Annotated in this window: 16 protein-coding genes; all 16 read right to left on the reverse strand. The window is 45.4% G+C overall.

The window, feature by feature from the left end:
• Positions 1–13: 13 nt before the first annotated feature.
• The 16 genes from G3352_RS24745 to G3352_RS24820 all read right to left on the reverse strand — a co-directional run bounded on the left by G3352_RS24745 (position 14) and on the right by G3352_RS24820 (position 13,635).
• Positions 14–781, reverse strand: a complete 768-nt coding sequence (locus tag G3352_RS24745; RefSeq protein ID WP_063566384.1) for an isoprenyl transferase — start codon at positions 779–781, stop codon at positions 14–16.
• Between the two features lie 88 nt (positions 782–869).
• Positions 870–1,424 (reverse strand): ribosome recycling factor, encoded by a 555-nt coding sequence (gene frr / locus G3352_RS24750; RefSeq protein ID WP_024630246.1) that lies wholly within the window; start codon positions 1,422–1,424, stop codon positions 870–872.
• Positions 1,424–2,152, reverse strand: coding sequence for a UMP kinase (pyrH, locus tag G3352_RS24755; protein WP_024630245.1), 729 nt, complete (start codon positions 2,150–2,152; stop codon positions 1,424–1,426). The genes frr and pyrH overlap by 1 nt, the downstream gene beginning before the upstream one ends.
• 229 nt (positions 2,153–2,381) lie before the next feature.
• On the reverse strand, positions 2,382–3,032 hold the full coding sequence (tsf, locus tag G3352_RS24760) for a translation elongation factor Ts (RefSeq protein ID WP_062326078.1): 651 nt from the start codon (positions 3,030–3,032) through the stop codon (positions 2,382–2,384).
• A 116-nt stretch (positions 3,033–3,148) separates the two neighbouring features.
• Positions 3,149–3,847, reverse strand: coding sequence for a 30S ribosomal protein S2 (rpsB, locus tag G3352_RS24765; RefSeq protein WP_024630243.1), 699 nt, complete (start codon positions 3,845–3,847; stop codon positions 3,149–3,151).
• 240 nt (positions 3,848–4,087) lie between these two features.
• Positions 4,088–4,720, reverse strand: coding sequence for an endolytic transglycosylase MltG (locus tag G3352_RS24770; protein WP_163760913.1), 633 nt, complete (start codon positions 4,718–4,720; stop codon positions 4,088–4,090).
• A 3-nt stretch (positions 4,721–4,723) separates the two neighbouring features.
• Positions 4,724–5,296: a DUF6115 domain-containing protein gene (locus G3352_RS24775; RefSeq protein WP_163760915.1), complete on the reverse strand. Its 573-nt coding sequence runs from the start codon at positions 5,294–5,296 to the stop codon at positions 4,724–4,726.
• 66 nt (positions 5,297–5,362) lie between these two features.
• Positions 5,363–5,677: a hypothetical protein gene (locus G3352_RS24780; RefSeq protein ID WP_163760917.1), complete on the reverse strand. Its 315-nt coding sequence runs from the start codon at positions 5,675–5,677 to the stop codon at positions 5,363–5,365.
• 52 nt (positions 5,678–5,729) lie between these two features.
• The gene (locus tag G3352_RS24785) at positions 5,730–7,139 is read right to left on the reverse strand and encodes a DUF342 domain-containing protein (RefSeq protein ID WP_163760919.1); all 1,410 of its coding nucleotides are present in this window, start codon (positions 7,137–7,139) and stop codon (positions 5,730–5,732) included.
• A gap of 75 nt (positions 7,140–7,214) precedes the next feature.
• Positions 7,215–8,003 carry a FliA/WhiG family RNA polymerase sigma factor gene (locus G3352_RS24790; RefSeq protein WP_163760921.1) on the reverse strand — a complete coding sequence of 263 codons (789 nt, stop codon included), beginning with the start codon at positions 8,001–8,003 and terminating at the stop codon, positions 7,215–7,217.
• A gap of 15 nt (positions 8,004–8,018) precedes the next feature.
• Positions 8,019–8,462 carry a hypothetical protein gene (locus G3352_RS24795; protein ID WP_163760923.1) on the reverse strand — a complete coding sequence of 148 codons (444 nt, stop codon included), beginning with the start codon at positions 8,460–8,462 and terminating at the stop codon, positions 8,019–8,021.
• 3 nt (positions 8,463–8,465) lie between these two features.
• On the reverse strand, positions 8,466–8,963 hold the full coding sequence (locus G3352_RS24800; protein WP_063566391.1) for a chemotaxis protein CheD: 498 nt from the start codon (positions 8,961–8,963) through the stop codon (positions 8,466–8,468).
• Complete coding sequence (locus tag G3352_RS24805; RefSeq protein ID WP_090807429.1) at positions 8,956–9,549, reverse strand: chemotaxis protein CheC; 594 nt, start codon at positions 9,547–9,549, stop codon at positions 8,956–8,958. Before G3352_RS24805 ends, G3352_RS24800 begins: the two co-directional genes overlap by 8 nt.
• 37 nt (positions 9,550–9,586) lie before the next feature.
• Entirely contained in the window at positions 9,587–10,048 is a 462-nt protein-coding gene (locus G3352_RS24810; protein ID WP_063566392.1) for a chemotaxis protein CheW, read from the reverse strand.
• Positions 10,049–10,090: 42 nt separating this feature from the next.
• A complete protein-coding gene (locus G3352_RS24815) occupies positions 10,091–12,166 on the reverse strand; it encodes a chemotaxis protein CheA (RefSeq protein ID WP_163760925.1) in 2,076 nt (691 codons plus the stop codon).
• Between the two features lie 32 nt (positions 12,167–12,198).
• Entirely contained in the window at positions 12,199–13,635 is a 1,437-nt protein-coding gene (locus G3352_RS24820; RefSeq protein ID WP_163760926.1) for a protein-glutamate methylesterase/protein-glutamine glutaminase, read from the reverse strand.
• Positions 13,636–13,647 lie beyond the last annotated feature (12 nt).

The raw sequence follows: 13,647 nt of genomic DNA on the forward strand, positions 1-13,647 counted from the left end.
CTTCATCCTCCATCTATTTCAAACCGCCGTAACGCCTTGTTCTGCGCTGATATTCGGCTACTGCTTCAAGCAAATGCTTTTTGCCAAATTCGGGCCAGTATATATCCGTAAACCATAATTCGCTATATGCAAGCTGCCAAAGCATGAAATTGCTTAATCTCAACTCTCCGCTCGTCCGGATCAGCAAATCCGGATCAGGCATATCTCCAGTGAGCATATGTCTGTCAATGAGTTCAGGCGTAATGTCGTCTGCCGATAGTTCCCCCGACTTTACCTGCAGAGCGATCTGTTTGACACAGTCCGTCATTTCGCGACGACTTCCGTAGTTCATTGCAAAATTCAAAACAAGCCCTGTGTTATGTTCCGTAAGACGAATAGCCTCACGCAAAGCATTAATGGTATGGGAAGGCAAATGCTCCTCCTGGCCCATCATACGGATGCGTACATTTTTTTCTATAAGCTCATCCAGCTCTATCGCCAAAAATTCTTGCGGAAGCCGCATCAGAAAATCCACTTCTTCTTTTGGACGCGTCCAGTTTTCTGTCGAAAAAGCGTACATCGTCAGATATTTGATGCCCAGTTCATCCGCCGCGATGGTCGCACGTTTGACCGCCTTCATCCCATTCTGGTGGCCAGCTATTCGTGGGAGACCCAAACGTTTCGCCCATCGTCCATTGCCGTCCATAATGATGGCGACGTGCTGCGGGATATTATCCTCGGATATAGTCAGCGTTTCCTGCTTGTCAGCCCCATTCCACCACGACCGAACCCGTTTGATCATTCCTGTTCCTCCAAAATCCCTGAAGTTTCTTCACCTGAAGCTTGGAAAAGAGACAAAACCCCACCGTATTGGAGGGGCTGCGCTTGTCTTACACTTCCATGATTTCTTTTTCTTTGGCAGCGAGTACCTTATCGACTTCAGCAATAAACTTATCAGTCGATTTTTGGATGTCGTCTTGATGTCTCCGGGACTCGTCCTCGGAAATGTCTGACTTCTCCATTTTTTTAATATCATCATTCGCATCACGGCGAATATTACGAATGGCTACTTTGCCTTCTTCACCGAACTTTTTCGTCAACTTCACAAGTTCTTGTCTGCGTTCTTCCGTAAGTGCCGGAATGGACAGACGAATCATAGTTCCGTCGTTCGCTGGCGTAAGGCCAAGATCGGATTTCATAATTGCACGCTCAATATCCCCCATGGAGGATTTATCCCACGGCTGGATCATCAATGTCCGGGAATCCGGTGTACTGATATTAGCCAATTGGTTGAGTGGAGTCATTGCACCGTAATACTCTACTTGAATCCGGTCGAGAAGAGCCGGAGTTGCACGACCTGCACGCAAAGTGGCAAGATCACGTCGTAACGCTTGAATCGCTTTATCCATACGTTCTTCGGCATGTTTTTTAACCGCTTGTGGCATTAATCTACACTCCCTTTAACGATTGTCCCGATGCGTTCACCGAGAACAACACGTTTGATGTTACCTTGTTCCGTAATGGCAAATACGATCAACGGAATGTTGTTGTCCTTACACAGCGAGGACGCCGTTGAGTCCATTACACCAAGATCTTTGTTAAGTATATCCATGTAAGTCAACTGATCAAACTTGACAGCTGTGCTGTCTTTAAACGGATCCGCTGAGTATACACCATCAACTTTATTTTTGGCCATTAAGATGACTTCTGCTTCGATCTCTGCTGCGCGCAGTGCTGCTGTTGTATCGGTGGAGAAGAACGGGTTACCTGTACCTGCTGCAAAAATAACGACCCGGCCTTTCTCCAGATGACGAATAGCTCTACGACGAATATAAGGCTCTGCAATTTGTTGCATGGCAATCGATGTCTGTACGCGAGTAGGCACTTCAATCTGTTCCAGTGCATCTTGCAGGGCGAGCGAGTTCATAACCGTCGCCAGCATCCCCATATAATCGGCAGTTGCTCTATCGATGCCGTTTTCGCTACCGGCAATTCCGCGCCAGATGTTTCCACCGCCGCATACGATAGCAACCTGAACACCTAGTTCAACTACTTCTTTTACTTGCTGGGCAATCGACGAGATCGTCTCTGCATCAATACCGTAGCCATTTTGACCGGAAAGAGACTCTCCGCTGACCTTTAAGACAACACGTTTAAATACTGGCTGTTCCAATTATTCACCCTCCACTTTGAATTGAACACCCTCGGCGTTCAACCAACAAAACTTCTCGCGCATGGCCTCCTGCTTAAAAAGAAAGGAACACAGTTGTGTTCCGCTCTTTTAGGAAAAACGTTCAACCGGTAAGGCATTGTTTTCCTGGGATATAAGGGAGTAGCGCTTCGAAGTTTCATCATTCTTATATCTTCGAAAATCATTCCTGCTTGCCGGTTTGAAAACCGTCTTATTTGTTTACTTGGGACATAACTTCTTCTACGAAGTTGTCTACTTTTTTCTCAAGACCTTCACCCAGTTCATAACGAACGAAACGACGGATGGAGATATTTTCACCGATTTGGCTGATTTTTTCGTTCAGCAGTTGGGAGATCGTTTTGTCAGGATCTTTAACAAAGGTTTGCTCCAACAGGCAGAATTCTTCGTAATATTTACCGATACGGCCTTCAACCATTTTCTCAACGATTTTTTCTGGTTTGCCTTCGTTCAGAGCTTGAGCTTTCAGAATTTCTTTCTCTTTTTCCAGCTCTTCTGTAGGAACTTCTTCACGAGTAACAAATTTCGGGCTCGCTGCTGCGATTTGCATAGCGATGTCTTTAACGAAATCTTTGAATTGATCTGTTTTACCAACGAAGTCAGTTTCACAGTTAACTTCTACCAGTACACCAATACGTCCACCTGCGTGGATGTAAGACTCTACAACGCCTTCAGTTGCCGCACGGCCAGCTTTGCTAGCTGCTGCTGACAGACCTTTTTCGCGCAGCAATTCAGCTGCTTTCGTGATGTCACCGTTTGCTTCTTCCAGTGCTTTTTTGCAATCGAGCATACCTGCGCCCGTTTTTTCACGGAGTTCTTTTACTGCACTCGCATTAACTGCCATTATTAATTCCCTCCAAAAATAAGTAATTGTACGTACACTCTAAAAAAAGGGCAGTGAGAGGTTATCCACCTACCAACCACCCTTTTCATTTAATTCATTAGATATGTTCGAATCTATTAAGCGGAAGTTTCTTCGCCTTGGTTAGCTTCGATAACGGCATCAGCCATTTTACCTGTCAACAGCTTAACGGCACGGATTGCGTCGTCGTTACCCGGGATAACATAATCGATCTCGTCCGGATCGCAGTTAGTATCAACGATACCTACAATTGGGATACCCAATTTGCGAGCTTCCGCAACAGCGATACGCTCTTTGCGTGGATCGATGATGAACAGGGCGCTTGGCAGGCCTTTCATATTTTTAATACCGCCGAGGAATTTCTCCAGGCGATCTTTCTCTTTGCGAAGCAAGATTACTTCTTTTTTAGGCAATACAGCGAAAGTACCGTCTTCTTCCCAAGCTTCCAACTGTTTCAAACGATCAATACGTTTTTGAATAGTTGAGAAGTTAGTCAGGGTACCGCCGAGCCAACGTTGGTTAATGTAGAATTGACCAGCGCGTTCAGCTTCTTCTTTAACGGAATCTTGAGCTTGTTTCTTAGTACCCACGAAAAGAATTGTACCATTCTCTCCTGCGATTCCTTTAACGAAGTTGTAAGCCTCTTCGACTTTTTTCACTGTCTTTTGCAAGTCAATGATATAAATTCCGTTTCTTTCAGTGAAGATATAACGATCCATTTTTGGGTTCCAACGACGAGTTTGGTGACCGAAGTGTACCCCAGCTTCGAGAAGCTGCTTCATGGAGATTACTGCCATCTTCACACACCTCCTAATATGGTTTTATTGTGTCCTCCGCCGGCATCATTTTTCGCCAAGACTCTCCATCAGGAAAGCACCCTCAACAAAATTAGCACATGCGTGTGTTTTAACACCGTTATCTAATATAGCATAACTGATTGCCTGATGCAACAGTCTTTCAATGCAAATTTCCGTTCCTTCATAGCGATACAGAACTTGTCATTATTTATACAAAAAAACCGCCCTGCCTGAGCGCACTCAGTTTGACGGTTCTTTTGTAATCTTGGCAATAATGGATTTGAAACTTTCGCCTTTTTCCAAGTCATAGGTACCGACTTGTATTTTGGTATTAATTCGCTCTGCTCTGCCCGCCTTTACGAAAGCTTCTGCACTATCGACAATCCCGGCTTTCTCCAGATTCCCGGCCACGATGGCCAGACTGTTGCCTGAACGTACTTTGAACGATACAGTAGCCGCAGCTTCGGGACTGTTAGGAGTTGACGGTTCGGTCGTCTTTGGCTGATCGACTTCGTCCTGTTTGTCACTTTCATTAGTGACAGGTTGCTTTGGATCGTCAGGTTGCTCCGGTTTCACAGCCGATTCTGCCGCTTCAGGTGCCGTTGCCGTTTTCCCCTGTAGTTCGCTGCCTTCTTGTTTCTTCTTCGCTACCCACTCAGCTTCTGTATACAGCTCTTCATCAGAAGCTACAAGCTTCATGTCCATGCTCTTTGCAGCTGCTTCAAGCTGTTCCATTGTCAGATTGGCTGTAGCCAACTCAGGGTCGAGATTACTCTCAAACAATGCGTTTTGTCCAACCGTTGCAAGCTGCAGCAATACCGCACCAACAATCATGCCACTTCCAAGTCCAATCCATAAGGAGCGCTTGTCCATCTGTTAGCTCTCCTCCCGTTCTGCCAACTGTAAAATCAGCTGTACTTCTCCACGTTGTATGCCCGTCTGCTTGGCAATGGCATCCACTGACTTTCCTTCAGCATATAGATTAAACAGCTCAGCATATCGGTCCTTAATGGATTCACGTACAGGCTCAGATTCTTGTACAGCGGCCTGCTGTTCTGCTTCTGACACCTGTTGGGCCGAATCTGCTCGCACACTGTCTACAAGCGCCTGTGCTTGCAATCCGCTTGTGCTATGTACCGGAATTATATTGGAGGGTATGTCTGTTTCTTTCGTTTTACTTTCTTCCAGTTGATCCAACCTCCGCTGTAATTCCTGAAGCTGTGATTGCATACGCTGATCTGCAGCCGTCGCCTCACCCTTCATTTCAGCAACACGCTGAATGAGAGCATCATTATCGTTCTCTATCTCAGCCATATAATGTTCAAGCGTAGATTCCATCTCTTGCACCAGGTGATGCCCAGGCTCCTGCACTTTGTTTTTCTTGGGCATGATAAGCGCATATGCAATTGCGCAGGCTCCTAATATGACAATAATGATCCATGGTGACAAATCGGGTTCTCTCCTTTTAATGCAGCCATCGGTGTTTAAGACTACATGTGAGTCACATGTCATCCATTACAACGACAGGTCAATATGTTTTCCTTTGTAGGGATGCTCAGCAGGTTTGACAGTTTCCAGCGTTGAAGTAACTTCAGATTCGTTGGAGCCGCTCTGCTGCTCTTTGTTTCTAGATTGACCATCGCGTACATCTGTGTGCGCTGTTTCATCCAGCGCCTCGCTTCGTTGCCTTGCTTCATTTGCTTCTTTGGCCGTTTGTTCCGCTAGCAGGTTCTGGTCAATGACCGGTCTCTGCTGGGCTTCATTCTGATAACGCCCCGCCTCACTTGTTCTAGGTACGGCAATCTGCAACTCAACCGCTTTGAAACTCATACGCTCACCTCACGGTATCGAATGGATTTCTTCATGTGCTTGAATGCTGTACTTAAACGAATGGAACCATCGTTATATCCCCATCATGATAATAAAAAGATATTCGACTTACCGGATCTTTAATAAATTTGGTGTATCTGCCGATAACTATTCTAGAGCCTCCATAAATCATCTTATGAATATCGACGCGAGCCCTACTTGTATCTTCAAGAACCTTCTCAATTTCAAAGATACGTGTTTTCGTTTCCTCGCTAAGACGAAGGGCAGATTTTTGAGTCGCACTCAGTTTGATTCGCATGGACATTCTATCCGGGGTCAGTTGGCCTGCAGCAGCTAACTGATCCAATAATGTCAAAGCTTTTTTCGTTTTATCCAAAGCATCCATCTGCTCTTTGACTTCCTTACGTAAGTCACTCAACTCATTACGGAGCTTAGGCAGTACCCCTACTTCAATGGATGTCACAGTAGACATACTGTTGCCGACGACGCGTGCTGAGACCTTTTCTCCAGCCTGGATCGACCCGCCAACGATAAGTCCTTTGGTACCTTCACAGATTACCGCATGACCTGCACGAATCGTGGAATGCATAATACTTTGGGATACCAGAACATTTTCAGCCGCATCGACGTTGCCTTCTTGAATAAAGGTACATTTCACGTTATGCCCTGCTTGTATAAGCCCTTTGTTATAACCAATAATACCGCCGGTAATTTCGACAGAGCCACCTGCTTCCAACTCCGCCCCCTCGACACCTCCGACGACACGTATATCCCCCGCAGCTTTTACTTTAAATCCGGTAAGCACATTGCCGCGGATGACAACTGTACCCACAAAATCGATGTTACCAGTGTTATAATCCACATCGCCATTGATCTCGTATACCGGAAACACATTCAATTTGTTGCCTTCTGTTTTGGTAACCAATCCATCCAGAGCGGCATACATCGCGGATCCATCAGGGTTAACGACAACATTTTTCCCCACTTTGAAGCGTGCTTCTTTCCCTGGACGAAACGGTATTTCTTCACCAGTTACAGCCCTTCCCATCGTGCCATCCACAGGAGGAATTCGTTCGGCAATGATTTGACCTGTTCGAACATTGTTTAAGCGAGTCACTTCTTTGTAATCGACTGTTCCGTTCTCTGCTTCCAAAGGTCGCCGTTCATTGGAATCGTCCATGCCCACCAGCACTTTAATAAAGCCATTAGTTCCAGGTACTGGTTTAATACCTTCGGCAATCTTGTATCGATCCTTCACGTACATCTCAGGATGACTCACAAAAACAAGCAACGCTTCGCGCAGCACACCATACTTAATACCCTGACTCGCTATAAATTTTTCGAGCTCATCCGGTGTACAGGCAAAACCTTCTTCCTGTTTGGAAAATTCAAGGTAGGCCGTACTTTTATCATCTGATAAAACAATGCTCAAACACTGTTCCAAAACAGTCTGCTGTGTCAATGCATTTCTTCCCCCTTTTAGACTTTCCACTCCCCAATATCCATTGTTAATGCTCTCTATTCATATATTACTATATTAATCTTTACGCATAAGCAAGTCTTTCTGTTTATCCAGTGTTCCACGTAACCTTAAAATGGCCTTTGAGTGCAATTGCGAGATACGTGACGGAGAAAGAGACATTACTTCAGCAATTTCACTAAGAGAGAGATCTTCATAATATAAAAGTGAAACAACCGTTCTCTCTTTGACCGTCAATTTTTCAAGCCCTTGCACTAAAGCTTCTTTTAAGTAGAATTCATTTACTTTGTAATCCGGGTTTTTTGCTTTTTCATCGACCATTAATGAAAGTCGAGTCTCGGACTCTTCTTCCCGGATTGGATCTTCCAGAGAGCAAAGCGACATAACTGCCACTTCTTGAAGCATATGTTGAAAGTCTTTCGTAGACACGTCGAGATACTGGCTCATTTCTTCGTCACTAACAGAACGCAAGTATGTCTGCTCTAGCTGCTGGTAAGCATCTTCAATCCGCTTTGCTTTCTCCCGTACGGAACGAGGCACCCAATCACCCTGACGCAAACCATCAAGGATGGCACCACGCACCCGCCAGGAGGCGTACGTTTCAAATTGCAGACCACGTTCATAGTCAAATTTCTCCAACGCATCAATTAATCCCATAACTCCATTGCTCTCCAGATCATCTTTCGGGACATTTTTGGGCAGACCAACAGCCAAACGCCCGGATACATAGTTTACAATATGAAGATACTTTCCGATCAAACTTTTCTTGGCTTCAAGATCGCCTTGTTCTTTCCACTTTTCCCACAAGTCAGCGTGGTTCAAATGTGAAGCTTTACGCTCGTTCAATTGCTTTCACCCTCCTTATTTGTCTGTCAGGTGACGAACGGCCTGCGCCAACTCCTCCGGATCTTTGGTCCGGACAAGTTTAGGCGGATCCAAAGGGGCAAATCCCGTTGGAGCTTTCGTCTCAGATGGTGGAAGGTTCTCCCCAGAGGAGGCGTTCTGTCCATGTTTGAGCAAGTCGTTCAGCTCTTGTCCATCGTCTTCGAGTTTAATGTCCACCTGTGAACCTCTTAGTTCTTGATCGCCTGGTGAATCATAACCATACCCATTCCCCTCTGATGAAGGGTTCAGCAGCAATCCCAGTCCCCAGCGTAAACCATAAGCAAGGACAAACCAGGCTACAAAGCCGATCAACCCGCGTATTAAGCTGGTCATCAACACATTGCTGCTGTATGCTACAAAAAAAGTCAGAATAAATCCGACTATGCCTGCTCCAAGATTAATACGGTAGTTTCCTATCATGTCTTATAGTTCCTTTACACCCATTTGGACACTTCGAATAGTCAAAAGTCCAGTTTCACAGTCCATTTCAATCGTTCGTCCGTAATTCCCACCGGTGTCTTCGGCAAGAAGTGGAATCCCAAGCTTTTCTAACCATTCCCGACAAGAATCCGCATTCCTCGGTCCGATACGCATCGTATCCCCTGCTCCCGCGAAGGCAAACATCTGAGACCCTCCAGCCATTTTGGACACAATACGTGAACGAGATGCACCGAGTTGTATCATTCTTTGTAACAATTCCGGCAATGCCGTATCCGCATATTTGGCTTTGTTCAAAGTTCCTTCACGAGCAATCTCTGAAGTGGGGAGCATGACATGCGCCATTCCGGCAAGCTTCAAATGCGGATCATACATTGTTAATCCAACACAAGAGCCCAAGCCAGTCGTACGGATTACGCCGGGAAGATGAGCAATGTTCAAATCCGCCATACCGACTTTAACGACGCTTTTGTCCTCAATCATGATCCAGTGGCACCCCTAGAGATTCAAATATCTTAGCAAATGATGGCGGATCCGGAATCAGGAAAAATTGACCCTCTACCTGATCTTCGCCTTCAAAGAAAGAAGTGTCAATCAATAATGCATCGTCGCCCATTTCACCAAACTGCAACAAACCATAACTCAAAATGGCTCCTGCCATATCAATAGCAAGTCCAGGAACAGTCGGATACATAGATAGTTTCGTGAAATCTGCCAATGAAGAAAGGTATGAACCTGCCAAAATATTTCCGATTTCGGATAGAGCCGATTGTTCCATTTCCGTGAATGCAAGACCTTCCTTCAGATCAAAACCAGCAAGACGGTTCAACAGCATTTTGGCAGCCTCAGGTGCCATCATAAAGAACAGATTGCCTGGTGCTTCGCCTTCAACACGAAGAAATACAGTAACAACAATACGTTCATCCCCGCCCACTTTTTCAGCAACTTCTTCAAAAGGAAGCATCTGCACTGTAGGTACACCCATGTCAATCGGTCTATTAAGAAGCTGAGACAACGCCGTTGCGGCGTTGCCTGCTCCAATGTTACCGACCTCTTTGAGCACATCCATTTGGAATCCCTCAAATCGGTTGAACAGTTCCACGGTGTTAGCCCTCAATACTTTCCAGCTGTACAACCTCGCTTTTATTTAATACTTCGTTCAGGTTAAGCATAATCAACAAGCGAGCATCCTCCAATTTGGCTACACCACGCAAGTATCTTGCTTTAACTCCACCAACCACTTCAGGCGGACTATCGATAGCATCACGCTTGATGTCAATAACATCATTGGCAGAGTCAACGATAAAGCCGACTTGCATGTCGTCTACACCTACAATGACAATACGTGTTTGATCGGTATATTCTGTTTCCGGCAAAGAGAATCGACCACGCAGATCAATGACGGGAATAACAACACCGCGTAAGTTAATAACTCCTTTCACAAAAGAGAAGGTCTTCGGAACACGGGTAATAGGCATCATACGCTCTATCGTCTGAACCTTGTCTACCTCAATACCATACTCTTCGGATCCTAATTTAAAGACAATGACTTTCAACTCTTCTTCCATGGAAAAAACCTCCCTATTAAATGTAAGACTTATCTTGTGTGCTTATTTAATAAATGCATTAGGGTCAAGAATCAGAGCTACTTGTCCGTCTCCCAGAATCGTTGCACCAGAGATTCCTTCAATGGCAGGAAGATAAGTACCCATCGATTTAAGAACAATCTCACTCTGTCCAATAAATTCTTCAACGGCTACAGCTGCAAGACGTTCACCTTTGCGAATGACCACGATTTCAGTTTCTTGTTCGTCCGCATCATTGAAATCAGGCACTCCAAAAACTTCGCTCAACGACAGGTACGGAATTAGAGACTCACGGAATGTGATCATTTTATTACCATGAATGTTGCGAACCTGTTCACGCTGTACAATGGCTGTCTCCACAATGGAAGACAAAGGAACGGCATATTTCTCGGATCCCAGTCGAACAAGCATCGCAGCGATAATAGACAAGGTCAATGGTAACTGAACAGAGAAGTTGGTCCCTTTACCCGGTGTAGAATGAATGGTTACATTACCACCAAGAGAAGTGATTTTGGATTTTACAACATCCAAACCTACTCCACGGCCGGAGATATCCGAGATTTTATCAGCGGTACTGAACCCTGGTGCAAACAACAGCTGGTTCACTTCATCATCGCTCATCTTGGCACCTTGTTCTTCGGTAACAACTCCACGCTTGACTGCTGTTCTCAAAAGATTATCCCGGTAAATGCCTTTACCATCATCTTCGATCTCAATAAATACATGATTTCCGCTGTGGAAGGCCCGAAGGTTAACTGTTCCCAATTCAGGTTTACCTGCTGCTACACGCTCTGCGATCGATTCAACACCATGGTCAACTGCGTTACGCAGCAAATGTACCAACGGATCGCCGATCTCATCGATTACCGTCCGATCAAGTTCCGTTTCGGCACCCGTAATGACCAGATCGATTTTTTTGTCCAGTGTTTTAGCAAGGTCACGAATCATACGCGGGAAACGGTTAAATACCGTATCTACTGGAACCATCCGCAATTTCAGTACAATATTTTGCAAATCTGTACTGACTCTGCTCAGATGAGCTACCGTATCCGATAAATCATTATTACCCGTCTCACTGGCCAACTGCTCCAGGCGTGAACGGTCAATCAATAACTCGCTGAACAAGTTCATCAGTACATCCAGACGTTCTATATCCACACGGATGGTACGTGAAGGTGCAGCGGCTTGTTTAGGTGCAGCTGTTTTGGTGACTACCGGCTTCTTTGGTTCTTCTTTCGATGAAGAATTTGGTTCCGGGGATGCATCTACTGGAGCAGGAACAGGTGCAGCTTCCACTTCAGCTGTTGCCGCTGCCTGATTGGTCATCTGCTGAAGAGTCTCTTGATCCAGCTGAATGACCTTGGCACTCTCAATTTCAGAGATGCTCATAATGCCTTTTTCAAGTTCCTGCGCCTCTTTGGTCGTTATGTAATACAACGAAAAACTGCGCTCAAACTTCTCTTGCTCAATATCCTGAACGGTTGGGAACGATTTAACAATTTCACCCGAACGTTCTAACAGATCGAAGACCATATATGCACGTACGCCCTTCAGCTGGCTCTGTTCGCTGACAAGAACTTCAATATAGAGCACACGGTGACCTTCAGCTATGGACTGATCCAATACGGAGTACTGGAATTCGTCCAGTTCAACCGCACTTGGTGTTACTGTACTTGATGATTGATTTGCTTCGGCTACTGGAGCAGTACCTCCCGTCCATTCACCACTCTCAATTGCTTGGAGAGAAGCTACGATGGAAGAGACATCCGCTTTACCCTCTCCACCTCCGGTAATATCCTGAACCATATTCTCCAAAGCATCCAAACTCTTGAACAGGGTATCAAAAATGAAATCCTGCATTTTCAACTTTTCGTTACGCACCAGATCCAGCACATTTTCCATTTTGTGCGTCAATGATGCCAAATCCTCAAATCCCATTGTAGCAGCCATACCCTTCAACGTATGAGCAGAGCGGAATATGACCTGAACAATTCCCAGATCCTCCGGACTGCCTTCGAGTTGAAGCATATTTTCGTTAAGGGACTGCAGATGATCATTAGACTCATCAATAAACATAGATAAATATTGATTCATGTCCATTGTGAGGCACCTCCTCCATGAGTTAACTCCATTTATTTCACAGCTTGAACAAGTTTAGGCGCAATCTCCTGCAATGGTAGAAGATGACGCACGCATTGTAGCTCTACAGCAGAACGCGGCATACCATAAACAACACAAGTTTCTTCATTCTCTGCAAATGTTGATGTGACACCCGCTTCATACAATTTTTTCATCATACGAGCGCCATCACTGCCCATCCCTGTCAGCAAAACCAAATGTCGTTGCAATGACGTGTACGGCAGCAGCGACTCAAACATCGTATCTACTGACGGCCGGTGTCCATTGACTGGTTCTTCCTCTGTCAGCTTTACGGTGAACCTTCCATCAGCAGTTTTGCTGACTTTGACATGAAAGCCGCCAGGAGCAATATAGGCCGTGCCTTTTCGTAGAACCATGCCTTCCTCAGCTTCAACCACATGCAGTTCACTGAACGTATTCAATCGCTGTGCAAGGGATCGAGTAAAGTTAGGTGGCATATGCTGTACAATAATGACTGGAGCAGGTAAATCACCTGGCAGTTGCTCCAGCAAAGTCTTGAGGGCTCTTGGTCCACCAGTTGAACAACCAATAGCCACAAGTTTGTTAAATGATCCTTCCGGTCCTGCTCCCTTATGAGAAGGAATTACCTTCACACTATCTTTGGATGGCTCAGCTGAAGCTGCAGCAGTTTCCTGTTCTGCCAATCGAGATATATTGGACAAGCGGTTTTCCTTTGGAGATTTCGTTAGCTTATTTGGCTTTGCTAATTTGTCATTGCTGGCATCCGAAGCTCGATTTGAATCTCGCAATGACTCCAGCTTTTTGTCCAGGCGTCCCGTATTCTGCTTCGTCAATGGAATAGTGGGATGCTTCGGTTTTGCTCGTAAGGATTCAGTTTGTCCGCTGCCAAGTCGTGTCCCTTGCTGGGCAGATTCTATCTTTTTCTTCAAAAGACCTTTACGATCTGGTAAAGAAGAATCAACCTGAACTCGCTGAGACTGTTGCAGTAGTTTGCTCTGTGCCTCATCCCGTTTCTTCATGGATGCTTCACGATCGGCTTTTCGCTTGATTTCATCCATAGCTGCTCGCATCCGCTCAATCAGTGCTTTACCTACTTGGGCAATATCCTGATCATGCACAATCGATGGCTTACGAATGAAGTCAAACGCACCGGCCTCGAGCGCCATGATGGTCTCTTTCATGCCTTGTTCATTGATACCCGAAAGCATAATCACCGGGACGAAAGATTGCTTCATGATCGATTTTAAAGCGTCCAACCCATTCATTTCAGGCATCTCAACGTCCATTGTGATGACATCGGGCTTCAAATCTTTTGCTTTTTGAATAGCTTCCTTACCATTTGATGCTGTTGCCGTAACCTTAAACTCCGAATCTGCTTCAATTAAATCTGAAACAATTTTACGCATAAAAGCGGAATCATCGACAACCAATACTTGATACACCGCCATGTTGTTTCCACC

Origin of the sequence: Paenibacillus sp. ALJ109b, from assembly GCF_010747435.1 — a bacterium.
Classification (GTDB): Bacteria; Bacillota; Bacilli; order Paenibacillales; family Paenibacillaceae; genus Paenibacillus; species Paenibacillus taichungensis.

What these genes read in the sequence shown, in the direction of transcription:
- G3352_RS24745 (WP_063566384.1), bottom strand. Translation starts at nt 781, where the DNA reads ATGATCAAACGGGTTCGGTCGTGGTGGAATGGGGCTGACAAGCAGGAA.
- frr (WP_024630246.1), bottom strand. Translation starts at nt 1,424, where the DNA reads ATGCCACAAGCGGTTAAAAAACATGCCGAAGAACGTATGGATAAAGCG.
- tsf (WP_062326078.1), bottom strand. Translation starts at nt 3,032, where the DNA reads ATGGCAGTTAATGCGAGTGCAGTAAAAGAACTCCGTGAAAAAACGGGC.
- rpsB (WP_024630243.1), bottom strand. Translation starts at nt 3,847, where the DNA reads ATGGCAGTAATCTCCATGAAGCAGCTTCTCGAAGCTGGGGTACACTTC.
- G3352_RS24770 (WP_163760913.1), bottom strand. Translation starts at nt 4,720, where the DNA reads ATGGACAAGCGCTCCTTATGGATTGGACTTGGAAGTGGCATGATTGTT.
- G3352_RS24780 (WP_163760917.1), bottom strand. Translation starts at nt 5,677, where the DNA reads ATGAGTTTCAAAGCGGTTGAGTTGCAGATTGCCGTACCTAGAACAAGT.
- G3352_RS24795 (WP_163760923.1), bottom strand. Translation starts at nt 8,462, where the DNA reads ATGATAGGAAACTACCGTATTAATCTTGGAGCAGGCATAGTCGGATTT.
- G3352_RS24800 (WP_063566391.1), bottom strand. Translation starts at nt 8,963, where the DNA reads ATGATTGAGGACAAAAGCGTCGTTAAAGTCGGTATGGCGGATTTGAAC.
- G3352_RS24805 (WP_090807429.1), bottom strand. Translation starts at nt 9,549, where the DNA reads ATGGATGTGCTCAAAGAGGTCGGTAACATTGGAGCAGGCAACGCCGCA.
- G3352_RS24810 (WP_063566392.1), bottom strand. Translation starts at nt 10,048, where the DNA reads ATGGAAGAAGAGTTGAAAGTCATTGTCTTTAAATTAGGATCCGAAGAG.
- G3352_RS24815 (WP_163760925.1), bottom strand. Translation starts at nt 12,166, where the DNA reads ATGGACATGAATCAATATTTATCTATGTTTATTGATGAGTCTAATGAT.
- G3352_RS24820 (WP_163760926.1), bottom strand. Translation starts at nt 13,635, where the DNA reads ATGGCGGTGTATCAAGTATTGGTTGTCGATGATTCCGCTTTTATGCGT.